The sequence below is a fragment of the Sphingomonas sp. Marseille-Q8236 genome, from assembly GCF_965112005.1.
Genome location: NZ_CBCOPO010000001.1, coordinates 1,066,190 through 1,088,800 on the forward strand (window position 1 = coordinate 1,066,190; position 22,611 = coordinate 1,088,800).

Annotated in this window: 19 protein-coding genes, 1 pseudogene and 1 riboswitch; of the genes and pseudogenes, 14 read left to right on the forward strand and 6 right to left on the reverse strand. The window is 66.8% G+C overall.

Annotation, left to right across the window (positions count from 1 at the left end; all coding sequences use genetic code 11):
* Positions 1–158 precede the first annotated feature (158 nt).
* Both ACWPWT_RS05030 and ACWPWT_RS05035 read left to right on the forward strand, forming a co-directional pair.
* Positions 159–1,232 carry an AI-2E family transporter gene (locus ACWPWT_RS05030; RefSeq protein WP_261268509.1) on the forward strand — a complete coding sequence of 358 codons (1,074 nt, stop codon included), beginning with the start codon at positions 159–161 and terminating at the stop codon, positions 1,230–1,232.
* Between the two features lie 85 nt (positions 1,233–1,317).
* Positions 1,318–1,881 (forward strand): OmpA family protein, encoded by a 564-nt coding sequence (locus tag ACWPWT_RS05035; RefSeq protein ID WP_454278800.1) that lies wholly within the window; start codon positions 1,318–1,320, stop codon positions 1,879–1,881.
* A 104-nt stretch (positions 1,882–1,985) separates the two neighbouring features.
* Here the strand turns inward: ACWPWT_RS05035 and ACWPWT_RS05040 are convergent, their stop codons facing one another.
* Together ACWPWT_RS05040 and ACWPWT_RS05045 are read right to left on the reverse strand one after the other, a co-directional pair.
* Positions 1,986–2,225 (reverse strand): hypothetical protein, encoded by a 240-nt coding sequence (locus ACWPWT_RS05040; RefSeq protein WP_454278801.1) that lies wholly within the window; start codon positions 2,223–2,225, stop codon positions 1,986–1,988.
* A gap of 124 nt (positions 2,226–2,349) precedes the next feature.
* Positions 2,350–3,402 (reverse strand): threonine aldolase family protein, encoded by a 1,053-nt coding sequence (locus ACWPWT_RS05045; RefSeq protein ID WP_261268512.1) that lies wholly within the window; start codon positions 3,400–3,402, stop codon positions 2,350–2,352.
* Between the two features lie 48 nt (positions 3,403–3,450).
* A riboswitch (SAM-I-IV-variant riboswitch) is annotated at positions 3,451–3,561 on the reverse strand.
* Positions 3,562–3,683: 122 nt separating this feature from the next.
* Between ACWPWT_RS05045 and ACWPWT_RS05050 the strand changes: the two genes are divergently transcribed.
* Both ACWPWT_RS05050 and ACWPWT_RS05055 read left to right on the forward strand, forming a co-directional pair.
* Positions 3,684–4,751, forward strand: coding sequence for a LacI family DNA-binding transcriptional regulator (locus tag ACWPWT_RS05050; RefSeq protein ID WP_454278802.1), 1,068 nt, complete (start codon positions 3,684–3,686; stop codon positions 4,749–4,751).
* A gap of 172 nt (positions 4,752–4,923) precedes the next feature.
* Positions 4,924–6,348, forward strand: coding sequence for a sugar porter family MFS transporter (locus ACWPWT_RS05055; RefSeq protein ID WP_454278803.1), 1,425 nt, complete (start codon positions 4,924–4,926; stop codon positions 6,346–6,348).
* 126 nt (positions 6,349–6,474) lie between these two features.
* Here ACWPWT_RS05055 and ACWPWT_RS05060 read toward each other — a convergent pair whose 3' ends face one another.
* Entirely contained in the window at positions 6,475–7,701 is a 1,227-nt protein-coding gene (locus tag ACWPWT_RS05060) for an ROK family protein (protein WP_454278804.1), read from the reverse strand.
* A gap of 163 nt (positions 7,702–7,864) precedes the next feature.
* Entirely contained in the window at positions 7,865–9,073 is a 1,209-nt protein-coding gene (locus ACWPWT_RS05065) for a PQQ-dependent sugar dehydrogenase (RefSeq protein ID WP_454278805.1), read from the reverse strand.
* Between the two features lie 178 nt (positions 9,074–9,251).
* Between ACWPWT_RS05065 and rimP the strand changes: the two genes are divergently transcribed.
* The 6 genes and pseudogenes from rimP to rbfA all read left to right on the forward strand — a co-directional run bounded on the left by rimP (position 9,252) and on the right by rbfA (position 15,855).
* Complete coding sequence (gene rimP, locus ACWPWT_RS05070; RefSeq protein ID WP_261268517.1) at positions 9,252–9,830, forward strand: ribosome maturation protein RimP; 579 nt, start codon at positions 9,252–9,254, stop codon at positions 9,828–9,830.
* Positions 9,830–11,449: a transcription termination factor NusA gene (gene nusA, locus ACWPWT_RS05075; protein ID WP_454278806.1), complete on the forward strand. Its 1,620-nt coding sequence runs from the start codon at positions 9,830–9,832 to the stop codon at positions 11,447–11,449. The genes rimP and nusA overlap by 1 nt, the downstream gene beginning before the upstream one ends.
* Positions 11,449–11,679 carry a tautomerase family protein gene (locus ACWPWT_RS05080; RefSeq protein ID WP_261268519.1) on the forward strand — a complete coding sequence of 77 codons (231 nt, stop codon included), beginning with the start codon at positions 11,449–11,451 and terminating at the stop codon, positions 11,677–11,679. The genes nusA and ACWPWT_RS05080 overlap by 1 nt, the downstream gene beginning before the upstream one ends.
* On the forward strand, positions 11,660–12,463 hold the full coding sequence (locus tag ACWPWT_RS05085; RefSeq protein ID WP_454278807.1) for a DUF448 domain-containing protein: 804 nt from the start codon (positions 11,660–11,662) through the stop codon (positions 12,461–12,463). The genes ACWPWT_RS05080 and ACWPWT_RS05085 overlap by 20 nt, the downstream gene beginning before the upstream one ends.
* A pseudogene (gene infB / locus ACWPWT_RS05090) lies at positions 12,460–15,346 on the forward strand (translation initiation factor IF-2). Before ACWPWT_RS05085 ends, infB begins: the two are co-directional and overlap by 4 nt.
* Before the next feature lie 101 nt (positions 15,347–15,447).
* On the forward strand, positions 15,448–15,855 hold the full coding sequence (gene rbfA, locus ACWPWT_RS05095) for a 30S ribosome-binding factor RbfA (RefSeq protein WP_454278808.1): 408 nt from the start codon (positions 15,448–15,450) through the stop codon (positions 15,853–15,855).
* Between the two features lie 311 nt (positions 15,856–16,166).
* Here the strand turns inward: rbfA and ACWPWT_RS05100 are convergent, their stop codons facing one another.
* Positions 16,167–16,757: a YceI family protein gene (locus tag ACWPWT_RS05100; RefSeq protein ID WP_454278809.1), complete on the reverse strand. Its 591-nt coding sequence runs from the start codon at positions 16,755–16,757 to the stop codon at positions 16,167–16,169.
* Positions 16,758–16,809: 52 nt separating this feature from the next.
* Here ACWPWT_RS05100 and ACWPWT_RS05105 point away from each other — a divergent pair, with 52 nt between their 5' ends.
* The 4 genes from ACWPWT_RS05105 to pnp all read left to right on the forward strand — a co-directional run bounded on the left by ACWPWT_RS05105 (position 16,810) and on the right by pnp (position 21,313).
* Positions 16,810–17,418 carry a thymidine kinase gene (locus ACWPWT_RS05105; protein WP_454278810.1) on the forward strand — a complete coding sequence of 203 codons (609 nt, stop codon included), beginning with the start codon at positions 16,810–16,812 and terminating at the stop codon, positions 17,416–17,418.
* A gap of 27 nt (positions 17,419–17,445) precedes the next feature.
* Entirely contained in the window at positions 17,446–18,450 is a 1,005-nt protein-coding gene (gene truB / locus ACWPWT_RS05110) for a tRNA pseudouridine(55) synthase TruB (protein ID WP_454278811.1), read from the forward strand.
* A gap of 12 nt (positions 18,451–18,462) precedes the next feature.
* Entirely contained in the window at positions 18,463–18,732 is a 270-nt protein-coding gene (gene rpsO, locus ACWPWT_RS05115; protein WP_261268525.1) for a 30S ribosomal protein S15, read from the forward strand.
* A gap of 244 nt (positions 18,733–18,976) precedes the next feature.
* Positions 18,977–21,313 (forward strand): polyribonucleotide nucleotidyltransferase, encoded by a 2,337-nt coding sequence (pnp, locus tag ACWPWT_RS05120; RefSeq protein ID WP_454278812.1) that lies wholly within the window; start codon positions 18,977–18,979, stop codon positions 21,311–21,313.
* 290 nt (positions 21,314–21,603) lie between these two features.
* On the opposite strand, the gene ACWPWT_RS05125 is transcribed toward pnp, so the two are convergent.
* The gene (locus ACWPWT_RS05125) at positions 21,604–22,596 is read right to left on the reverse strand and encodes a glycosyltransferase family 2 protein (protein ID WP_454278813.1); all 993 of its coding nucleotides are present in this window, start codon (positions 22,594–22,596) and stop codon (positions 21,604–21,606) included.
* Positions 22,597–22,611: the final 15 nt, after the last annotated feature.

Genomic DNA, 22,611 nt, shown 5'->3' on the forward strand with positions numbered 1-22,611 from the left:
TAGCGACGCACTTCGCTCAGGCTGAACGGGGCGTCGGGGTGCGGGGCAGGGCAACACCCTCTTCTGCCCCTTTATCCCCGCCATCTCGCCAATATGGTATCGCGGAACCGTTGCGTGATCGTGACGGTTACGCCGCGATGCATTTAGGGGAGGGCCATATGAACATCGACCGCCAGAGGATCGAGCGAGGGGGATTCATCCTCTTCCTCGCACTGATTACGATCGGCCTGATCGCGGTCATCTCGGGCTTTCTGCTCGCGCTGCTCTGGGCAGGACTGGCGGCGATCCTGTTCCGGTCGCTGTTCCAATGGCTGCTGGAGAAGACCGGAGGACGGCGCAATCTGGCGGCGGGGTTGACCATGCTCATCATCACCTTCGCGGTGGTGGTGCCGACCCTGTTGATCGGCAGCATGGTCGTGGATCAGGCATCGGGCGTCTATATGAAGATGCGCAGCGGCCAGATCGACTTCGCGCAATATTTCCAACAGGTCCGCGACGCCTTGCCCAACCGCCTCCGTCAGGCGATGGACAGTTCGGGTGTCGGAAGTTTCGAAGGGCTGCAATCGCGCATCTCGCGCACGCTCAGCAGCAGCGTCAGCCAGATTGCGACCCAGGCGCTGTCGATCGGGCGCAACGCCTTCGCCTTCGCGCTGGCCTTTGGCGTCGGGCTGTATGTCGCCTTCTTCCTGATCCGCGACGGTGACCGGCTGGGCCCCGATTTCGTCCGCGCGCTCCCGCTCGATCATGGCGTGGCGAAGCGGCTGGTCGAAACCTTCGTCGCGGTCGTCCGCGCCACGATCAAGGGGTCGGTCATCGTCGGACTGGTGCAGGGTGGGCTGGGCGCGATCACCTTTTGGATCGTCGGACTGCCTGCCGCCCTTCTCTGGGGCCTGTTGATGGCGATCGCGGCGCTGCTGCCCGCGATCGGTCCGGCGATCATCTGGGGGCCGGTGGCGATCTATCTGCTGGCGACCGGTGCGATCTGGCAGGGGGCGGTGGTCGTTGCCTCGGGCGTGCTGGTCATCGGACTGGCCGACAATATCCTGCGTCCCATTTTGGTGGGTCGCGACACCGGTCTGCCCGACTGGATCGTGTTGCTGACCACGCTGGGCGGAATCGAGTTGCTGGGGCTGAGCGGCATCGTCGTCGGCCCGGTGGTCGCCGCGCTGTTCCTGGCGGGATGGCGGATCCTGAGCGAGGAACGCGGCGTGATCCCACCCGCCGGGACGTGATGACCGGTTTGCGCCGCAGCAATCGCCTCCCTATGGTCCCGCGCCGAACGGGCAGGATCGATGGGGCGGGCGAATGGGAATGCGGATGCGACCGATGGCCTTGGTGGCGATCGCCGGGCTGGCGCTGACCGGTTGCGATTCCCGCGACACCACGGTTGCCCGTGCGGCGGGGGCCAATGGCGCATCGATCGAGTTGCCCGTCCCCGACCCGTCGCCTTCGGCCGACACGGCTTCTCGCACCCCGGCCGGGCCCGATACGCTGCCGGGCGAAGTCGCGGCCAATCCGGGGGGGAGCCTGTCGACCATCGGTTTCCCACAAGGAGGCGACGCGCTGGATCGTGAGGCGCGCGCGGCGCTCGACCGGGTCGCCGCCGATCCCAGGGTCAGGAGCGGCCGTCTCGTCCTGCGCGGTCATTCGGACAGCGAAGGGGATGACGAGGCCAATCGCCGCATGTCGCGCAAACGGGCTGAGGCGGTGCGCGACTATCTGGCGGGCAAGGGTATCGCGCGCACTGCCATGACGGTCATCGCGCTGGGCGAGACGCGGCCCATCGCTCCTAATGCGCGCCCCGACGGCAGCGACGACAGCGCAGGCCGTGCGCGCAATCGCCGGGTGGAAATCGCGCTGGCGCCTGCCGATCGCCCATAGTCTTCGGCTCGGGTGGGCATGCGGGCCGTTATCCCATGCCCCCGTCGGACCTGCAACGCGGCGATCTGATCGAATGCCGCCCCGCCGCCAGCCCGTAGCACCCGTTACCGGGGCCGGTTGCGTTCGTTGGTGCTGGTCATGTTGAGGGCGCGGCGGAATTCCCCCACGCCCTGCTGATTGACGCCGTCGAACTCACGCCATTGCGCCTCGGTATTGCACACGCGCGTGGGCAGGAAAGAGCCCGTCGGCATCAGCCGGCGACACGTCTTCTTTTCCTTGGGCTGGGGAGGGGTTTCGGTCGATTGTGCGCCCGCCGGCACGGCAGACAGGATGATGGCGGTCATAGCGACCGCTGCCCAATGACGGTTCATTCCGATGTTCCTCCCTCAACGATCGGGATAATGCGACAGTATTTCAGACTTATCAAGCATTTGACCGGACGACGCGCGCCCCCCGGCTGGATCCGCGTCACGCCGCCTGCAACGTCTCCATCGCCACGGCAGCAATATCGTCGGCGAGCTCGTCGACCCGCGCCGGGTCGGCGTCCCAAGCGAACATGAAGCGCGCACCGCCGCCGATGAACGTATAGAATCGCCAGCCTCGCGCCCGCAATGCGTCCAGAATGGCGGGCGACGCGCTGAGGAACACCGCATTCGCCTCGACCGGGAACATCGGGGCGATGCCGGGCAGCCCGGCGACCCGCGTGGCCAGCCGCTGCGCACAGCCATTGGCGTGCGCGGCGTTGGACAGCCACGCCCCGCTTTCCAGCATCCCGATCCACGGGGCGGCCAGATAGCGCATCTTGGACGCCAGCTGTCCGGCCTGTTTGCAGCGATAATCGAAATCCTCCGCCAGCGCGGGGTCGAAGAACAGGATCGCCTCACCGACGGCCATGCCGTTCTTGGTGCCGCCGAAGCACAGCACATCGACGCCTGCCCGCCACGTCATATCGGCGGCCGAGCAACCCAGCGCGGCACAGGCATTGGCGAAGCGTGCCCCGTCCATGTGCAGCCTAAGCCCCAGTTCGCGGCATGTCGCCGACAGGGCGTGGATTTCGGCCAGCGTATAGACCTGTCCGGTCTCGGTCGGCTGGGTGATGGTCACGGCGCGCGGCTTGGGGAAATGGATGTCCGACCGGCCGGTGGCGAGCGCGCGCACGGCCTCCGGGGTCAGCTTGCCGTCCTCGGTTTGCGCGACCAGCAGCTTGGAGCCGTTCGAGAAGAATTCCGGCGCGCCGCACTCGTCGGTCTCGACATGCGCGGAGGCCGAGCAGATGACGCTGTGATAGCTTTGGCAGAGCGCGGCCAGCGCCAGCGAATTGGCCGCCGTGCCGTTGAAGGCGAAGAACACCTCGCACTGGGTCTCGAACAGCGTGCGAAAGGCGTCGGCGGCGCGGTCGGTATAGGGGTCCTCGCCATAAGCGGGGACATAGCCGCGATTGGCTTCGTCCATCGCGGCCCAGGCTTCGGGGCAGATGCCCGCGTAATTGTCGCTCGCAAATTGCTGGGGGGCCACGGTCATTGCATATCCTTCGTCCGGTCTGGCGAGGCGGATGAAGGAGAAGGTGGCTGATCGTCCCGTTGTTGCCGGTCTGGCCACATCCCCCTCCGTGTCGGAGAGGCACCACCTTGCCGGGAGGCAGGTTGGTGCCGGGCGACGGCCCGACTCTTGATGCTGAGGCCGCCCCTAGTCGCCCGGCCGGGAGGAATCAAGCGTTACCATAGGGGTGCTCGTTACAGAAACATGCGCGCCGTGCCGCAAAGCATTGCGTCTCGCGCCCGAAAGTTGGAAGCGTAAACGTTATGAGCATCAGGACTTCGCGCCGCGGCAGCAGCGCTCCCACGATCAGCGACGTCGCCCGCGCCGCCGGTGTTTCGTTGATGACCGTCTCCCGCGTGATCAACAACGAGGCCAATGTCCGCCCCGCCACCCGTGAAAAGGTGGAGGCGGCGATCGCCCAGCTGAACTATGCCCCCAATCCTGCCGCGCGCAGCCTGGCGGGGGCGGCGCAGATCCGCATCGGCATGCTCTACAGCAACCCCAGCCAGGGTTTCCTCAGCGAATTCCTGCTCGGCACGCTGGACCAGGCGTCGCGGCTGGACGTGCAGATGGTGGTCGAGAAGTGCGAGATCGGCGATCACGAGGTGGAGGTGGCGCGCCACCTGATCGCCGGCGGGATCGACGGCGTCATCCTTCCCCCGCCGCTGTGCGAGGCGGAGGCGGTGCTGACGCTGCTGCGCGAGGCGGGGGTCCCCTCGGTGGTGGTGGCGACCGGCCGCGCGCCCGAGGACATGCCCGACACCACCATGGCGGTGCAGATCGACGACCGGGCGGCGGCGGAGGAGATGACCCGGCACGTCATGACGCTGGGCCATCGCCGGATCGGTTTTATCTGCGGCAACCCCAACCTGACCGCCAGTGCGCGGCGATACGAAGGATTCCGTGCCGCGCTGGAGGCGGTGGGTGTGCCGTTCGACGAGAATCTGGTCGTACCGGGTCTGTACACCTATCGCTCCGGGCTGGACGCCGCCGAACGGCTGCTCGACCTGCCCGAGCCGCCGACCGCGATCATCGCCTCCAATGACGACATGGCGGCGGCCAGCGTCGCGGTGGCGCATCGGCGCGGGCTGGACGTGCCCAGCGACCTGACGGTCTGCGGGTTCGACGATACCACCCTGTCGACGACGATCTGGCCCGAACTGACCACGATTCACCAGCCGATCGCCGACATGGCGCGCGCGGCGGTGGAGATGATGGCGACCGTCATCCGCCAGAAGAATCTCGATGCCGCCACGCATCGGCTGCTCGATTACAGCCTGATTCGCCGCCAGTCGGATGCCGCGCCGCGCCGCCGCCCGCGTGAAATCTGATGCGGGGGCGCATTCCGTCGCAATCGGGGATGGGGCGCGAATCCACATGCTTGACGGCGCGGTGTTTTAAGATAGCGTTACCATTGATAACCGGTGGCATATTGCGCCGGTGACAGGACATTGCCGTGCGGATAGGCGAAGACGCCATGCACGGATCAGGAGAGGGCCCGAGGTGACCGATACGACAAGGGGATTGGACGCTGGCAGCGTCAATCATGGTTTCATCACCGCGATCGTCGCCGTTGCGACCATCGGCGGTTTCATGTTCGGCTATGACTCAGGCGTCATCAACGGCACCCAGAAGGGGCTGGAGGCCGCATTCGACCTCGGCCGCCTGGGCGTGGGCGTCAATGTCGGCGCGATCCTGGTCGGATCGGCGATCGGCGCGTTCGGTGCAGGCCGCCTGGCGGACGCGATCGGCCGTCGCAACGTCATGATGCTGGCCGCGGCGCTGTTCCTGGTCAGCGCGCTGCTGGCCGGTGCGGCGGGCAGTTCGGCCGTCTTCATCTTCGCGCGGATCATCGGCGGCCTGGGCGTCGGCGCGGCCAGCGTCATCTCGCCCGTCTATATCTCCGAAGTCACCCCCGCCGCGATTCGCGGACGCCTGTCGAGCGTACAGCAGGTGATGATCATCACCGGCCTGACCGGCGCCTTCGTCGCGAACTTCGCGCTGGCGCGCTATGCCGGTGGTTCGACCGCCGAATTTTGGCTGGGCTATCCCGCCTGGCGCTGGATGTTCTGGCTTCAGGCGATCCCGGCGGCGGTCTATTTCGCGGCGCTGTCGATCATCCCGGAAAGCCCGCGCTTCCTGGTCGCCAAGGGCCGCGATGCCGAGGCGCATACCGTGCTGACCCGCTTGTTCGGTGAGGCGGAGGCGACCCGCAAGGTCTCCGAGATTCGCGCGACCCTGGCCGCCGATCACCACAAGCCCAAGCTGTCAGATCTGGTCGACAAGACCACGGGCAAGATCCGCCCCATTTTGTGGGCCGGTATCGGCCTGGCCATCTTCCAGCAGCTGGTCGGCATCAACGTCGTCTTCTATTATGGCGCGACCCTGTGGGAAGCGGTCGGCTTTTCGGAAGACTATGCGCTTCAGACCAACATCCTGTCGGGTGTGCTGTCGATCGCGGCGTGTCTGTTCACCATCGCGACCGTCGACAAGATCGGGCGCAAGCCGCTGCTGCTGATCGGTTCGGCGGGCATGGCGGTGACGCTGGCGATCGTCGCCTATGCCTTCTCGACCGCCGTCACCGGCGCGAACGGCGGCGTGACCCTGCCCGGCAACAATGGCGTGATCGCGCTGGTCGCGGCGAATCTCTACGTCATCTTCTTCAACGCCAGCTGGGGCCCAGTCATGTGGGTCATGCTGGGTGAGATGTTCCCGAACCAGATTCGCGGCTCGGGCCTGGCGGTGTCGGGCTTTGCGCAGTGGATCGCCAATGCCGCCATCTCGGTCAGCTTCCCGGCGCTGGCCGTGTCGCCGGGATTGAGCGTGACCTATTTCGGTTATGCCTTCTTTGCGGCGGCTTCGTTCTTCTTTGTCCGCGCGATGGTCAACGAAACGCGCGGTCGTGAGTTGGAGGACATGGCGGGCTGATAGCCCCGAACATGCGAGATGCCTTTGAGGCCCGCTTCCCGATGGGAGGCGGGCCTTTTTTTGACGCTGCGCGCTTGGCTTTTACCTCCGTCCAGGCTGAACGGAGGAGGGGAATGAGAGGGGCGTTTACCCGCGCCCGGCCTGGATAAGGATCGAGTCGGAGGGCAGCAGCCGGTCCATGAAGGGCAGCATAGCCGCGCCGATCGCAGGGGCGTCCTGCGCGGTGCGGGCGGCGCGGATGATCGGGCGGGCGGGCAGTTCGATCCCCGCAAGCGCCTTTCGCAACCCCTCCGCCAGCCGGTCGAGCAGCCATGCAGGGAGCCGCCCGCCGATCAGGATGGCGTGCGGATCGAACAGGGTGGTGACCGCGACGAACGGCTGGACGAGCGAGGCGATCGAATCCGCGATCCACGGGTCGAGTATGGCGGACAGCTTCGGATCGTCGCGCTCGCCCAGCGTCTCGGGCGATTCCAGCCTGTGTCCCGCCGCGGCCAGCCGTACCTGGAGCCCCGCCAGCGATACCGTGTCCTGCACCACCGCGCCGGGGCGGTCGGCGGTGGGGTCTGGCATCAGCCCGATCTCACCCGACCGGCGATGCGCGCCGCGATGATAGCTGCGGTCGATGACCAGGCTGCCCCCCAGGCCCGCCGTGATCAGCAGGTAGAAGAAACTGGGGCATTCGAAGTCCTGGTCATATTGCGCCTCGCCCAAAGCGGCGGCGGCGGCATCATTGTCGCGGTGGATCGGCCAGGGCAGGAGCGGGGCGAGCAGCGCGTTCAGGTCCACCCCGACCCAGGCATCATAGCCCCGCGTCTGATTGGGCAGCGAGCGATCGAGCCCGTCCGGCATCGCCACCCCGACCCCCAGCACGCGCGATCGGTCGATCCCTCCTTCGACCAAAGCGGGGTCGAGCGTGTCGCGGATGAAGGCCAGCACGTCGTCGGGGCTCGCGAAACCGATCTCCCGCGTGGCGCGGGCGCGCACCGTGCCGCTCAGGTCCAGGATCGCGATCGCCAGATGGTCGCGATCGATGGTCAGGCCGATGCCGAACGCGCCATCGGGGCAAAGCTCAATCTTCAGCGCCGGCTGGCCGCGCCCGTTGTGCAGCCGCCCGGCGGTGCGGATCAGCCCCATCGCGGTCAGCCGCCCGGTGATGTTGGCGATTGTCGGCGGGGTCAGCCCGGTCTGGTTGGCGATGGCGATTCGGGTCGTTTCGCGGTGAAGGCGAATCACCTGGAGCACGGTGCGCAGATTATAGTCACCCGCGCGCTCCAAATTGGTGCCCGACAGGCCGCGCGACAGTCGCGCATCGCGCGAATGCGCCTCGACGGCGCGCGCGCGTCCGGGCGACATTCTGTGCGGCGATGGCATCTGGCTCGTCTCCCCCATATTGGTGGAGCGAAGCTTTATCGTCCCTCTCCTCCCGCGGACAGGATCGACCTGCCGTCGGTGGCGGTCAAGTGAATTGTCGGACCAATATGGCCGCCCCGACGGGTGGGAAGGGGCGGCAAAGCGGTCAGGATGCGGTGGCCGGAGTCAGCTTGATGAGGCGTCCCAGCGAATCGCCGCCATCCTCAAGCACATAGATGGCGCCGTCCGGCCCCTGCTCGACCTCGCGAATGCGCGCGCCCATGTCCCATTGATCGCCCTTGGTCGCGCTGGTGCCGTTCAGGTCGACGCGGACCAGCGACTTGCTCGACAGGCCGCCGATAAAGGCGTCGCCGCGCCATTGCGGGAACAGCGATCCCGAATAGATCATCAGCCCGCCCGGCGAGATCACCGGGTTCCACCAGACCTTGGGCGCCTCATAGCCATCGCCCGCCCGGTGGTCGGGAATGTCGCGTCCGTCATAATGCGATCCGTTGGAGGCGTTGGGCCAGCCATAATTGCGCCCCGGCAGGATCAGGTTGAGCTCGTCGCCGCCCTTGGGGCCCATTTCCTGTTCCCAAAGATTGCCGCTCGCGTCGAAGGCGATGCCGAGCAGGTTGCGGTGCCCATAGGACCAGACCGCCGGATCGAATCCCTGCGCCGCCAGCGGATTGTTCGCCGGCTTGCCGTCAGGGGTCAGGCGCAGGACCTTGCCCAGCGTCGCCTTGGGATCCTGGGCAGGGGTGAATTTCTGCCGTTCGCCCGCCGTGAAGAACAGATATTGGCCGTCGGGCGAGAAGGCGATGCGGCCCGAATAATGGCCGTCGCCGGTGACGGCGGGGCTCGCGCCCCACAAGGTCTCGCTCCCGGTCAGCTGCGCGGCGCCGTTGGCCTCCTGCAAGCGACCGCGCGCCAGCACCACATGCTTGCCGCCTTCGGTCGCGACCGAATAGCTGAAATAGACATGGCCCGATTGGACGAAATCGGGGGCGAGGACCACGTCCATCAGGCCGCCCTGGCCCGCCGAATCGACACCGATGCGCGCGATCACCTGCCGCTGCTGCCCGTCCGCGCTGACCAGCAGCATCCGCCCGTCTTTCTCGGTCACCAGCATCCGCCGGTCGGGCAGGAAGGTCATCGCCCAGGGCGCGTCGAAATCGGCGATGACGGTCCGGCCGAAGGGCTGGCCGTCGACCACCGTCGCGGGCGGCGTGGCGGATGCGGAGGGCGAGGGGGAGGGCGTGCTGCCCGGCGATATTGTGACGGGGGGCGTGCCGCCCGTCTCGTCGGGGGCGGGGCCATTGCCCGAACAGGCGATCAGCGCCACCGGAAGGGTGGCGAGCAGCGGCAATTTCATGGTCGTCTCTCCCGTCCGGGGCCTGGAACGGTCCCGATCATCCGGGCTAACGTTTCGATATGCGTGCTTGTTTCGCAAGAGCGTTGCGCGTATATACTGCGACATTCTCTTACATCGTCGGGTGAAAGAGGCTGCAGGACGGGTTCCGCGGCACCGATCCGGCACATCTGGAGCTTTCATGGCGGACATCGCCCTTCTGACGCAACTCATCGAACCCGAGGCGAAAGCGCTCGGCTTCGAGCTCGTGCGCGTGAAGATGTATGGCGGCACGTCGGACCCGACGCTCCAGGTGATGGCCGAACGTCCCGACACACGCCAGCTCAATATCGACGACTGTGCTGATCTGTCGCGCCGCATCTCGGACGTGATGGACGCGCTGGAGGAGCAGGGCCGCGACCCGATCGACCATGCGTACCGGCTGGAGGTCTCCTCGCCCGGTATCGACCGTCCGCTGACCCGGTTGAAGGATTTCGCCGACTGGGCGGGGCATGAGGCGCGGATCACGCTCGCCGAGAAGCTGAACGGCCGCAAGCAGTTCAAGGGCGATCTGGCCGGGGTCGAGGGCGAGACCGTCATCATCGTCGATGGGGAAGAGGTTCGCCACGAACTGCCTTTCGCCGCGATCGAGGACGCCAAGCTCGTCATGACCGACCGGCTGATCGCCGCGACGGTGCCGCTGTCCCTGGATGGCGCGGAAGAGGTTTATTATCAGGACGCGCCCGACACGGACGGCGCCACGACGGAAGGACGGCACTGATGGCTACCGCCATTTCCGCCAACAAGGCGGAACTGATCGCGATCGCGAATGCGGTCGCGTCGGAAAAGATGATCGACAAGGGCATCGTCATCGAGGCGATGGAGGACGCGATCCAGCGCGCCGCCCGTGCCCGCTATGGTGCCGAGAACGACATTCGCGCGAAGCTCGATCCCAATTCGGGCGATCTGCGTCTGTGGCGCGTCGTCGAGGTGGTCGAGCAGGTCGACGACTATTATAAGCAGATCGACCTGAAGGGCGCCGAGAAGCTGCAAAAGGGTGCCGCGATTGGCGACTTCATCGTCGACCCGCTGCCCCCGATCGAATTCGGCCGCATCGCGGCGCAGGCCGCCAAGCAGGTCATCTTCCAGAAGGTCCGCGACGCCGAGCGCGACCGTCAGTATGACGAGTTCAAGGACCGCCAGGGCGAGATCATCACCGGCGTCGTCAAGCGCGTCGAGTTCGGCCACATCGTCGTCGATCTGGGCCGCGCCGAGGGTGTGATCCGTCGCGACCAGCAAATCCCGCGCGAAGTCGTCCGTGTGAACGACCGCATCCGCTCGCTGATCCTGAACGTGCGCCGCGAAAACCGTGGCCCGCAGATATTCCTGTCCCGCGCGCACCCCGACTTCATGAAGAAGCTGTTCGCGCAGGAAGTGCCCGAAATCTATGACGGCATCATCGAGATCAAGGCCGCCGCGCGCGATCCGGGCAGCCGCGCCAAGATCGGCGTGATTTCGCACGACTCGAGCATCGACCCGGTCGGCGCCTGCGTCGGCATGAAGGGCAGCCGCGTCCAGGCGGTCGTGCAGGAGATGCAGGGCGAGAAGATCGACATCATCCCCTGGTCGCCCGACACTGCGACCTTCGTGGTGAACGCGCTTCAGCCCGCGAACGTCAGCCGCGTCGTGATCGACGAGGAAGAGGACCGGATCGAGGTCGTCGTCCCCGACGATCAGCTCAGCCTCGCCATCGGCCGTCGCGGCCAGAATGTCCGCCTCGCCAGCCAGCTGACCGCCAAGGCGATCGACATCCTGACCGAGGCCGACGCGTCCGAGAAGCGCCAGAAGGAATTCGTGGCCAACTCCGAGATGTTCCAGAACGAACTGGACGTGGACGAGACGCTGGCCCAGCTGCTGGTCGCCGAAGGCTTCGGTGCTTTGGAAGAGGTCGCCTATGTCGAGCTCGACGAGCTGGCCGCGATCGAGGGCTTCGACGAGGACTTGGCGCAGGAGCTCCAGAGCCGTGCGCAGGAAGCGCTGGACCGCCGCGAACAGGCTGCACGCGACGAGCGTCGTGGCCTGGGCGTCGAGGACGCGCTGGCCGACATTCCCTATCTGACCGAGGCGATGCTGGTCACGCTGGGCAAGGCGGGCATCAAGACGCTCGACGATCTCGCCGACCTGGCGACCGACGAACTGGTCGAGAAGAAGCGCGCCGAGCCGCGTCGTCGTGGCGACGATACCCCGCGTCCGGCCCCCAAGGGCGGCATCCTGGCCGAATATGGCCTGAGCGACGAGCAGGGCAACGAGATCATCATGGCCGCGCGCGCCCACTGGTTCGCCGATGAGGAAGAGCCCGTGGCCGCCGAAGCTGCCGATGCGGAGGGCGACGAAGCCTGATGCCGTTCGTCTCGATCCGTATGGCGGGCACCGCCACCAAGCAGCAAAAGGCCGAGATCGTCGCCGACGTGACTCGTTCGCTGGTGGAGCGGCTGGGCAAGAACCCGGCCGCCGTCCAGATCGTGATCGAGGAGGTCTCCACCGAAAATTACGGGGCGGGCGGTCAGTTGATCGCCGACCGTGATGCTCCTAGCACCCGGGGAGACGCGCATGCGGAACCGGGACAATGAGCGCGGTGGTGTAAACACCGCTCCGGCCCCCAAGGGCCGGAGCCCCAGAGCTTCGGCGAAAGCGGCCCGCGACTCGATCGATGGACCGGTCCGCCGCTGCATCCTGTCGGGCGAGCATGACGCGCGTCCGCATCTGATTCGTCTGGCGCTCGCGCCCGATGGGCGGGTGCTGCCCGATGTCCGCGCCAAGGCGCCGGGACGGGGCGGCTGGATCGGCGTGACTCGTGCCGAGCTGGAAACCGCGATCGCGAAGGGGCGGTTGAAGGGAGCACTGGCGCGCGCGTTCAAGACCGGCGAGTTTGCGATCCCCGACGACCTGCCCGCGCTGATCACCGCCGCGCTGGAGCGCAACGCGCTCGACCGGCTGGGCCTCGAGTCGCGCTCGGGCATGCTGCTGACCGGATCGGACAAGATCGCGACGGCGGCGCGCTCGGGCCAGTTGCACGCGCTCTATCACGCCGCCGATGCGGGTGAGGATGGCTGTCGCAAGCTGGCGCAGGCGTGGCGCGTCGGATCGGACCGTGAAGGTTCCGATCTGAAGGGGTTGGCACTGCCCGCCACACGCCCCATATTGTCATTGGCGTTGGGCCGCGAAAATGTGGTACACATCGGCCTGACAGATCGTAACGCGGCAAAGCGGGTGAGCGAAGCGCTCGACCGCTGGCTGCATTTTATCGGACCCGACCCTGTGGCAACGCCTTGCGAAACGGCCTCGCAAGGCGCATCGGCGTCCGACCTTACTGGTGACCGACCGGCCGTGACCGTACACGAGGATTTTGAGTGAGCGAGACCGACAACGACAAGCCGAAACTCGGAATGCGCCAGCCCCTGGGGCTGAAGCGCACGGTCGAGACCGGCAAGGTGAAGCAGAGCTTCAGCCACGGCCGCTCGAACACCGTGATCGTCGAGACGAAGCGCCGTCGCGTCCTGGGCCCGCAGGGGGGAGCGCCGGAGACGACCGCCCCCGCGCAGGCCCCCGAACCCGTACCCGCAGCGCCCGTCGCCGCGGCGCCGGTCGCACCGCGTCGCCCGGTGCCGTCGAACGAGACGGCACAGGAGCGCCAGGCGCGCCTGCTGCGTGAAGCCGAGGAACAGCGCCTCGCCATGCAGGAAGAGATTCGTCGTCGCGAGGACGCCGAGCGTCAGCAGCGCGCCGAAGACGAGCGTGTGCGGGCCGAAGAGCGTGCACGTGCCGCCGCCGAGGCTGCCGCCGCCCCGCCGCCCGCGCCGGAACCGGCACCCGAGCCTGCGCCTGCGCCCGAGCCGACCCCGGCACCTGCGCCTGTCGCTGCGGCGGAACCCGCCCCGGCTCCGGCCGCGCCGACCATCTCGGTTCAGCCGCGTCCCTTCCGTCCGGTCGAGCGTCCGGTAATCCCGGCGCCGCAGCCCAAGGCGGAAGAGCCCAAGGTCGAGGCACCCCCCGGCACCGGCTCCTACCCCCGCGCCGGCCCCGACGCCCGCTCCTGCTCCGGTAGCGGCGAAGCCCGCGCCTGCGCCCGCTCCGGTGGTGCCGACGCCGCCGGTCCTGGGTCGCGATCCCTCGATGCCCGCGCCGCGCCGTTTCTCGCCGGTGCAGCGTCCCGAGATTCCGAAGCCTGCGCCCAAGCCCGCGCCTGCGCCCGCCGCAGCCGCGACTCCGGCCGCCAGCGCGCCGACCAACACCACCGCCTCCGCTCCGTCGGGTGGCGCACCGCGTTCGATGCCCTCGGGCCAGCCGACGCCGCGCAACGCGCCTCCGGGCCGTCCGCAGCAGCGCGACCGCAAGGGTGACGAGCGTCGCGGCGGCAAGCTGACCGTCAACCGCGCGCTGAACGAGGACGGCGCTCGCGCCCGCTCGCTCGCTGCGCTGAAGCGTGCCCGCGAGAAGGAAAAGCGTGGCTTTGGTGGCCCGCGCGAGCCGCAGGTCAAGCAGGTCCGCGACGTGCAGGTGCCTGAAGCGATCACCGTCCAGGAACTGGCCAACCGCATGGCCGAGAAGGGCGCGGATCTGGTCAAGGCGCTGTTCAAGATGGGCATGCCCGTCACCATGACGCAGACCATCGACCAGGATACGGCCGAGCTGCTGGTGACCGAGTTCGGCCATAACATCGTCCGCGTCTCGGACAGCGACATCGATCTGGCGCTCGACACCAGCGAGGATGCAGCGGAATCGCTGAAGCCGCGTGCACCGGTGGTGACGATCATGGGCCATGTCGACCATGGCAAGACCTCGCTGCTCGACGCGCTGCGCGGCACCGATGTGGTGCGTGGCGAGGCGGGTGGCATCACCCAGCATATCGGCGCCTATCAGGTCACGCTGAAGGACAAGTCGAAGATCACCTTCCTCGACACGCCGGGCCACGAGGCCTTCACCCAGATGCGCGCGCGTGGTGCCGACATCACGGACATCGTGGTGCTGGTGGTCGCGGCCGATGACGGGCTGATGCCGCAGACGATCGAGGCGATTAACCACACCAAGGCGGCCGGCGTGCCGATGATCGTGGCGATCAACAAGATCGACAAGCACGACGCCAATCCCCAGCGCGTCCGCGAGCGTCTGCTCGAGCATGACGTGCAGGTCGAGGAAATGGGCGGCGAAACCCAGGACGTCGAAGTCTCGGCGCTCAAGAAGATCGGTCTGGATACGCTGATCGAGAAGATCCAGCTTCAGGCCGAACTGCTCGAACTGGCCGCCAACCCCGATCGTCCGGCCGAAGGCAGCGTGATCGAGGCCAAGCTCGACAAGGGCCGTGGTCCGGTCGCGACCGTGCTGGTCACGCGCGGCACGCTGAAGGTCGGCGACGTGTTCGTCGTTGGCGCGGAAAGCGGCAAGGTCCGTGCGCTGGTCGACGACAAGGGCCGTCAGGTGAAGGAAGCAGGGCCTGCGATGCCGGTCGAGGTGCTCGGCCTGTCCGGCGTGCCGCAGGCGGGCGACCTCCTCCAGGTCGTCGAGAACGAGGCGCGTGCCCGCGAGGTCGCCGAGTATCGCCAGAGCGTGCTGCTCCAGAAGCGCACCACCTCGGCCCCGGCCAGCCTGGAGTCGATGTTCTCGGCGCTGAAGGCGAACCAGGCCAAGGAATATCCGCTGGTCGTCAAGGCGGATACGCAGGGCACGGTCGAGGCGATCCTGGCGTCGATCAACAAGATCGCGTCCGACCTCATCAAGGCGCGTATCCTGCACTCGGGCGTCGGTGGCATCACCGAGTCGGACGTGACGCTCGCCGCCGCCAGCGGTGCGCCGATCATCGGCTTCAACGTCCGTGCGAACGCCAAGGCGCGTGAGATCGCCGAGCGGAACAAGGTGGCGCTCAAATACTACGACGTCATCTATGACCTTATCGACGAGATCCGCGCGGGTATGGCTGGCGAGCTGGGCCCCGAGGCGTTCGAAACGGTCGTCGGCCGCGCCGAAATCCGCGAGGTCTTCTCGGCGGGCAAGACCGGCAAGGCCGCCGGTCTGCTGGTCACCGAGGGTGTCATCCGCAAGGCGCTCAAGGCGCGCATCACGCGCAACGACGTCATCATCTACCAGGGCGAGATCAACTCGCTCCGCCGGTTCAAGGACGATGTCGCCGAAGTTCGCGCTGGCCTGGAATGCGGTGTGACGTTCACGCAGAACTTCACCGACATCAAGGCGGGCGACTATCTCGAAACCTTCGAGGTCGAACTGCGCGAGCGTTCGCTCTGATGCGGGCAGGGTGGTGGGATCGCTCCTGCCGCCCGCCTCTGCCGGACATGATCGCGGTCGCCCGTCGGGCGGCCGCGATTTCCGTTTGAAGAAGAACTATCATGGTCCAAGCCAAAAACCCCGCCGAACCCTCGGTCCGCCTGCTCCGCGTCGGGGAGCAGGTGCGTCACATCCTGTCCGAAATCCTCGCGCGCGGCGACGTGCATGACGAGACGCTGGCGAAGCATATGGTCAGCGTGACCGAGGTGCGCATGTCCCCCGACCTGCGCCACGCCACCGTCTTCGTGAAGCCGCTGCTCGGCAAGGACGAGGAGGTGGTGATCAAGGCGCTGCGCACCAACACCGCCTATCTCCAGCGCGAGGTCGCGACGCGGGTGAAGATGAAATATGCCGCCAAGCTGAAGTTCCTGGCGGACGAGAGCTTCGACGAGGGAAGCCATATCGATTCGCTCCTCCGCTCGCCCAAGGTGGCGCGCGATCTGGAGGAGGGGGAGCCCTCCGAGGACTGACACCCTGCCTCCGTTCAGGCTGATCGAAGTCGAAGGCCAAGGGAAAGGTTCGCGCAGAGGCGCAGAGGGCGCAGAGAAGAAGCGCCCCACCTTTAAACGTCGCCCACCCCGGCGAAGGCCGGGGCCCAGTCTCCTTGTCATAGATGGCGCGCTGCGCCGAGGCGGGGGAGGGCAGATGTACTACGCCGCCGCCCGTCCATGGCAACTGGACCCCGGCCTTCGCCGGGGTGGAAGCGTTGGGGGCAGCCTCTCTGCGTCCTCCGCGCCTCTGCGCGAACCTGACTCGAGAAGAACGGAAGGCGGGAACCACCCTAATCCTGCCCGGGCATCAGGTCCGCATCGATCGTAATCGTCACCTGTCGCCCGACGATCAGCGGATAGGCGGTCATCCCGAAATCCCGCCGGTCGATCCGCGTCGACGCTGCGATATGCACCGGCTCGCGCCCGGTCATCGCGGCGAAGTCGCGTGAGAAGTCGACCGCCAGTGTCGCCGGGCGGGTGACGCCGCGCGCGGTGATCGTCCCTGCGACCTGCGCGCTATGCGGTCCGGTCCGGGTCATGGTCGAGCCATGGAAGATCACGCGGGGGTATCGCTCGACATCGAAGAAGTCGGGCCCGCGCAGGCGGGAGCGGGTCAGCGAATCCCCCGCCTCCAGCGCCTGTGCATCGATCCGCACGTCCAGCGTCACGGCTTGCGCGTCCCGGTCCGACAAGGCGATGCGACCCTCCAGCCGGGGAAAACGCGCCGTCTTGCTGCCCAAGCCGAAAAAGCCGACCTTTGCTTGCACGCGTGCATGGGCGGGGTCGATGCCATAGGCGAACGAGCCGGGTGCAGTCGCCGATCCGGCGCCACCCATCCCTATGGCCGCCACCGCCATCGCCATCCGCGTGCCAACCCACATGCCGGTTCGTCCCATGCTCGAAATGGCGGCTCCCTTCCGATAAGGGCGGGATATGGCCAAGCTCTATTTCTACTATGCCAGCATGAATGCAGGGAAATCGACCATGCTGCTGCAGGCCGATTTCAACTATCGCGAGCGGGGGATGAGCACGATGCTGTTCACCGCCGCGATCGACGATCGCTTCGCCTATGGCACCATCGCCTCGCGAATCGGCCTGTCGCAGCCCGCGACGCCGTTCCAGGCCACCACCGATCTGGAGGCCTGCGCGCTCGACCGGCACGGGCAGACGCCGCTGGCCTGTATCTTGGTCGACGAGGCGCAGTTCCTGACGCCCGAACAGGTCGATCAACTGGCCCGGCTGGCCGACCGGCACCGGATTCCCGTGCTCTGCTATGGCCTGAGGACCGATTTCAAGGGCCAGCTCTTCCCTGGATCGGCGCGGTTGCTAGCGCTCGCCGACACGCTCAGCGAGATCAAATCGGTCTGCGTCTGCGGCGCCAAGGCGACGATGAACCTGCGCGTCGATGGCCAGGGCCAGGCGATCGCCGAGGGCGCACAGACCGAGATTGGCGGCAATGACCGTTACATCGCCTTGTGCCGCCGCCATTTCGGCGAGGCGCTGGCGGGCGGCACGGTGCTTGAGGCGCCGTCCTTGAGATAGGGGCCAAGCCCGACTAACGCCCGTCCGATGCATGGATGGATCATACTCGACAAGCCGCTGGGGCTCGGCTCGACGCAAGGGGTGAGCGCGGTCAAGCGCGTGCTGCGCCAGGGCGGCTATGGCAAGGGGATCAAGGTCGGCCATGGCGGCACGCTCGACCCGCTGGCGACCGGCGTGCTGCCGATCGCGGTGGGCGAGGCGACCAAGCTGGCCGGGCGGATGCTCGACAGCGACAAGGTGTACGACTTCACCATCCGCTTCGGCGCGCAGACATCGACGCTGGATGCCGAGGGCGAGGTGGTCGCCGAGAGCGATGTCCGCCCGACTCGCGCGGCGCTGGAGGCGGTGCTGCCGCGCTTCACCGGCTCGATCGAGCAGGTGCCCCCCGCCTATTCCGCGCTGAAGGTGGATGGCGAGCGCGCCTATGACCTGGCGCGGGCCGGGGAAGAGGTGGTGCTGGCGAGTCGCAGCGTGACGATTCATTCGCTCATATCCTCCCCGGAACGGGGAGGGGGACCGTTCGCGTCAGCGAATGGTGGAGGGGGCGCGCCACTGGGCGAGTCGCCTGCGGAAGCCCCTCTCCACCATCCTGCGGATGGTCTCCCTCCCCGTTCCGGGGAGGAGCTTCAGGACATCACCCTCACCGCGCATGTCTCCAAGGGCACCTATATCCGCTCCCTCGCGCGCGACATCGCGCTGGCGCTGGGTACGGTCGGCCATGTCACCATGCTCCGCCGGATCAAGGCGGGGCCGTTCACCCTGGCCTCGGCGATATCGCTGGACAAATTGAACGAAATGGGGCAGGCGCGCGGGCTTGAAGAGATACTCCTGCCGCTGAGGGCGGGGCTGGACGACATCCCGGCTCTTGCGCTCGACCCCGACCAGGCAGGGGCGCTCCGTCAGGGGCGTGTGCTGGCCGGGATTGCCGTGGATGATGGCCAATATTTCGCGATGCTGGGCGACCGCCCGGTGGCGCTGGTGGAGGCGCTGGACGCAAATGTCCGGGTCGTTCGCGGTTTCAACCTCGATTAAGAAAGGACCACGATGTCGATCACCGCTGAACGCCGCCAGGAAATCATCAAGGATCATGCCCGCGCCGAGGGTGACACGGGTTCGCCCGAAGTCCAGGTCGCGATCCTGACCGAGCGGATCCAGAACCTGACCGGCCACTTCAAGACCCATGCGAAAGACAACCATTCGCGTCGCGGTCTGCTGATGCTGGTCAACAAGCGCCGCTCGCTGCTCGACTATCTGCGTCACAAGGATGGCGACCGCTATCTGGCGCTGATCGCCAAGCTCGGCCTGCGCAAGTAAGCCACGGGCGAAAGCCACGAAAAAGGGCACCCCTGCGGGGGTGCCCTTTTTTTATCGGCTGGTGTATGAAGCACCGGGCCGACCGGATGCCGCAAAGGCGCATCCCCAAAGCCTCTATGTCATGAAACCCGACGACAGGGTCGGGTAGGATCGGAGGATCGGCAATTCGGTCGACCTCCAGAGCCAATTTTGGCTCAACCCATAGGCCCCGGCGGGATAGGCCCGTCGGAGTGAAGGATATTCCATGTTCAATACCAAGAAAGTGGCCATCGAGTGGGGCGGCAAGACGCTGACCCTCGAAACCGGCAAGGTGGCCCGTCAGGCCGACGGCGCGGTGATCGCGACGCTGGGCGAGACGGTGGTGCTGTGCGCCGTGACGGCCGCGAAGAATGTGAAGGAAGGGCAGGACTTCTTCCCGCTGACCGTTCACTATCAGGAAAAGTTCTCGTCGGCGGGCCGCATCCCCGGCGGTTTCTTCAAGCGCGAGCGCGGTGCGACCGAGCGTGAGACGCTGATCAGCCGCCTGATCGATCGTCCGATCCGCCCGCTGTTCCCCGAAGGTTTCTACAACGAGATCAACTGCATCTGCCAGGTGCTCTCCTATGACGGCGAGAATGAGCCCGACATCCTGGCGCTGGTCGCCGCGTCGGCCGCGCTCACCATCTCGGGCGTGCCCTTCATGGGTCCGATCGGCGCGGCGCGCGTCGGTTATGTCGATGGCGAGTATCAGCTGAACCCGACCGACGCCGAGGCGCTGGCCGGTGACCTGGACCTGGTCGTCGCCGCCACCCACAATGCGGTGATGATGGTCGAGTCGGAAGCCAAGGAGCTCTCCGAAGAGGTCATGCTGGGCGCGGTCATGTTCGCGCACAAGGCGTCGCAGCAGATCATCGACGCGATCATCGATCTCGCCGAGCAGGCCGCCAAGGATCCGTGGGAGCTGAAGGTCGGCGACGACCAGAAGACCGTGAAGGCCGAGCTGAAGAAGCTGGTCGGCAAGGACATCACCGCCGCCTATAAGCTGACCGACAAGCAGGCGCGCCAGACCGCGCTGGGCGAGGCCCGCGCCAAGGCGAAGGCCGCCATGGCCGAGCGCACCCCGCAGGAACAGCTCGTCGCTGCCAAGCTCGTCAAGAAGCTGGAAGCCGAGATTGTCCGCACCGCGATCCTGAAGGACGGCCGCCGCATCGACGGTCGCTCGACCACGCAGATCCGCCCGATCGAGGCCGAGGTCCACTTCCTGCCGCGTTCGCACGGCTCGGCGCTGTTCACGCGCGGCGAGACCCAGACGATCGCGACCACGACGCTGGGCACCCGCGATGCCGAGCAGATGATCGACGGTCTGAACGGCCTGTCGTACCAGCACTTCATGCTGCACTATAACTTCCCGCCCTATTCGGTCGGCGAAGTGGGCCGCTTCGGCGCGCCGGGCCGTCGCGAGATCGGCCATGGCAAGCTGGCATGGCGCGCGCTGCACCCGGTGCTGCCGTCGAAGGAGGAATTCCCCTACACCATCCGCGTGACCAGCGACATCACCGAGTCGAACGGCTCGTCGTCGATGGCCACCGTCTGCGGCGGCTCGCTGTCGCTGATGGATGCGGGCGTTCCGCTGAAGCGTCCGGTCTCGGGCATCGCCATGGGCCTGATCCTGGAAGGCAAGGACTTCGCGGTCCTGTCCGATATCCTGGGTGACGAAGATCACCTGGGCGACATGGACTTCAAGGTCGCCGGCACCTCCGAGGGCATCACCTCGCTCCAGATGGACATCAAGATCGCCGGTATCACCGAGGAGATCATGAAGGTCGCGCTGGCGCAGGCCAAGGAAGGCCGCGCGCACATCCTGGGCGAGATGAACAAGGCGCTGGGCGAGACCCGCACCGAGCTGTCCGCCCATGCCCCGCGCATCGAGACGATGACGATCGACAAGTCGAAGATCCGCGACGTGATCGGCACCGGCGGCAAGGTGATCCGCGAGATCGTCGCCACCACCGGCGCCAAGGTCGACATCGACGACGAGGGCGTGATCAAGATCAGCTCGTCGGACGGTGCGCAGATCGAAGCCGCGATGAACTGGATCAAGGGCATCGTCGAAGAGGCCGAGGTCGGCAAGATCTACAACGGCAAGGTCGTCAACCTGGTCGATTTTGGTGCGTTCGTGAACTTCATGGGCGGCAAGGACGGTCTCGTCCACGTCTCGGAGATCAAGAACGAGCGCGTCGAGAAGGTCTCGGACGTCCTGAGCGAAGGCCAGGAAGTCAAGGTCAAGGTCCTCGAGATCGATCCGCGCGGTAAGGTCCGCCTGTCGATGCGCGTCGTCGACCAGGAAACCGGTGCCGAGCTGGAGGACAATCGTCCGGCCCGCGAACCGCGTGAACCGCGCGGTGACCGTGGTCCGCGCGGTGACCGTGAAGGCGGTCGCGGTCCGCGCCGTGACGGTGGCGATCGTGGTGGTGAACGCGGTGGCGAAGGCCGCAGCGGTCCGCGTCGCGACCGTGGCGACCGTCCCCGTCGCGAAGGCGGCGAGCAGGGCGGTTCGTCCGAATTCGCCGCTCCGGCCTTCCTGACCGGCGATCGCGACTGATCCTTATCTTCGGATGACGGACAAGGGCTCGGAGGAAACCCCGGGCCCTTTTTCGTTGGGAGCGTCCCGTGGCCTTCGACTTCGCTCAGGCTGAACGGCGTTCGGGAATGGGCCTGGACACAAAAATCCGTTCAGCCTGAGCGAATTCGAAGGCCACGCCCCGACCCCCGCCGCGTGCGTTCCGGAGTCAAGATTCCCGTGCGAAAGTTAGCCTGCTACCACCACCCCGACGAACGCCGGGGGAGTCCCGCAGGAGCGGAAGCGCCCGCGCCGGACCCGTGCGATGGCGGTCAGGCCGGGTCCTTGGCTCCCTCATGCGCGCTATAGCCTAGCCGGGCATGGCCCTGCACCGGCCCCGCCACATCGGCGACCAGATAGAGCGGGCGCCGCTTCGATTCGATATAGAGCCGCCCCAGATATTCGCCGATCATGCCCAGCACGAACATCTGCACCGCGCCCAGAATGACGGTGACCAGCATGGTCGAGGTCCAGCCCTGCACTGCCGTCCCCGTCAGCCACCCGATCGCGATATAGACCAGCAGCAACAGCGAGGCCGCCGTCAGCGCCAAGCCGATATGGCTGGCCCAGCGAAGCGGCGCGGTCGAGAAACCGGTCACCGCGTCAAAGGCGAGCGCGATCATCTTGCCCAGCGGATAATGGGTCTCGCCCGCATGACGTTCGGCGCGGTCATAGGGGAAGGGGACCTGGCGGAAGCCGACCCAGGCGACCATGCCGCGAATGAAGCGCGCCTGTTCGGGCAGCGACTGCAACGCGTCGAGCGCACGGCGGCTCATCAGGCGGAAATCGCCGGTGTCGAGCGGGATCGGCGTGTCGGTCAGCCGGTCGAGCATGCGGTAGAAGATCGCCGCCGTCGCCTTTTTGAACAATGTCTCGCCCGCCCGCTTGCGGCGCACGGCATAGACCACGTCCGCCCCCTGCGCCGCCATCGTCGCGCGCATGTCGGTGAGGAGCTCGGGCGGGTCCTGAAGATCGGCGTCGATGATCAGGATCTGCTCGCCCGCGCACAGGTCGAGGCCCGCCGTCAGCGCCAGTTGGTGGCCGTGGTTGCGCGACAGGTTGATCGCGACCAGATGCGGATCGGCGGCGGCGAGCCGCTGCATCACCGGCCAGCTATCGTCCTTCGAACCGTCGTTGATCAGGACGATCTCATAATCCTCGCCCACCGCCGCGCGCGCCGCGCCGGAGATGCGGGCGTGCAGCACGTCCAGACAGGCGGCTTCGTTATAGCAGGGGACGACGACGGACAGGGCAGGGCGCTTCATGACGCCGCCGGTTTA

What these genes read in the sequence shown, in the direction of transcription:
- pnp (WP_454278812.1), top strand. Translation starts at nt 18,977, where the DNA reads ATGTTCAATACCAAGAAAGTGGCCATCGAGTGGGGCGGCAAGACGCTG.
- ACWPWT_RS05040 (WP_454278801.1), bottom strand. Translation starts at nt 2,225, where the DNA reads ATGACCGCCATCATCCTGTCTGCCGTGCCGGCGGGCGCACAATCGACC.
- ACWPWT_RS05105 (WP_454278810.1), top strand. Translation starts at nt 16,810, where the DNA reads ATGGCCAAGCTCTATTTCTACTATGCCAGCATGAATGCAGGGAAATCG.
- rpsO (WP_261268525.1), top strand. Translation starts at nt 18,463, where the DNA reads ATGTCGATCACCGCTGAACGCCGCCAGGAAATCATCAAGGATCATGCC.
- ACWPWT_RS05060 (WP_454278804.1), bottom strand. Translation starts at nt 7,701, where the DNA reads ATGTCGCCCGGACGCGCGCGCGCCGTCGAGGCGCATTCGCGCGATGCG.
- ACWPWT_RS05125 (WP_454278813.1), bottom strand. Translation starts at nt 22,596, where the DNA reads ATGAAGCGCCCTGCCCTGTCCGTCGTCGTCCCCTGCTATAACGAAGCC.
- ACWPWT_RS05050 (WP_454278802.1), top strand. Translation starts at nt 3,684, where the DNA reads ATGAGCATCAGGACTTCGCGCCGCGGCAGCAGCGCTCCCACGATCAGC.
- ACWPWT_RS05030 (WP_261268509.1), top strand. Translation starts at nt 159, where the DNA reads ATGAACATCGACCGCCAGAGGATCGAGCGAGGGGGATTCATCCTCTTC.
- ACWPWT_RS05080 (WP_261268519.1), top strand. Translation starts at nt 11,449, where the DNA reads ATGCCGTTCGTCTCGATCCGTATGGCGGGCACCGCCACCAAGCAGCAA.
- rbfA (WP_454278808.1), top strand. Translation starts at nt 15,448, where the DNA reads ATGGTCCAAGCCAAAAACCCCGCCGAACCCTCGGTCCGCCTGCTCCGC.
- rimP (WP_261268517.1), top strand. Translation starts at nt 9,252, where the DNA reads ATGGCGGACATCGCCCTTCTGACGCAACTCATCGAACCCGAGGCGAAA.
- ACWPWT_RS05100 (WP_454278809.1), bottom strand. Translation starts at nt 16,757, where the DNA reads ATGTGGGTTGGCACGCGGATGGCGATGGCGGTGGCGGCCATAGGGATG.
- ACWPWT_RS05045 (WP_261268512.1), bottom strand. Translation starts at nt 3,402, where the DNA reads ATGACCGTGGCCCCCCAGCAATTTGCGAGCGACAATTACGCGGGCATC.
- nusA (WP_454278806.1), top strand. Translation starts at nt 9,830, where the DNA reads ATGGCTACCGCCATTTCCGCCAACAAGGCGGAACTGATCGCGATCGCG.
- truB (WP_454278811.1), top strand. Translation starts at nt 17,446, where the DNA reads ATGCATGGATGGATCATACTCGACAAGCCGCTGGGGCTCGGCTCGACG.
- ACWPWT_RS05065 (WP_454278805.1), bottom strand. Translation starts at nt 9,073, where the DNA reads ATGAAATTGCCGCTGCTCGCCACCCTTCCGGTGGCGCTGATCGCCTGT.
- ACWPWT_RS05085 (WP_454278807.1), top strand. Translation starts at nt 11,660, where the DNA reads ATGCGGAACCGGGACAATGAGCGCGGTGGTGTAAACACCGCTCCGGCC.
- ACWPWT_RS05035 (WP_454278800.1), top strand. Translation starts at nt 1,318, where the DNA reads ATGCGACCGATGGCCTTGGTGGCGATCGCCGGGCTGGCGCTGACCGGT.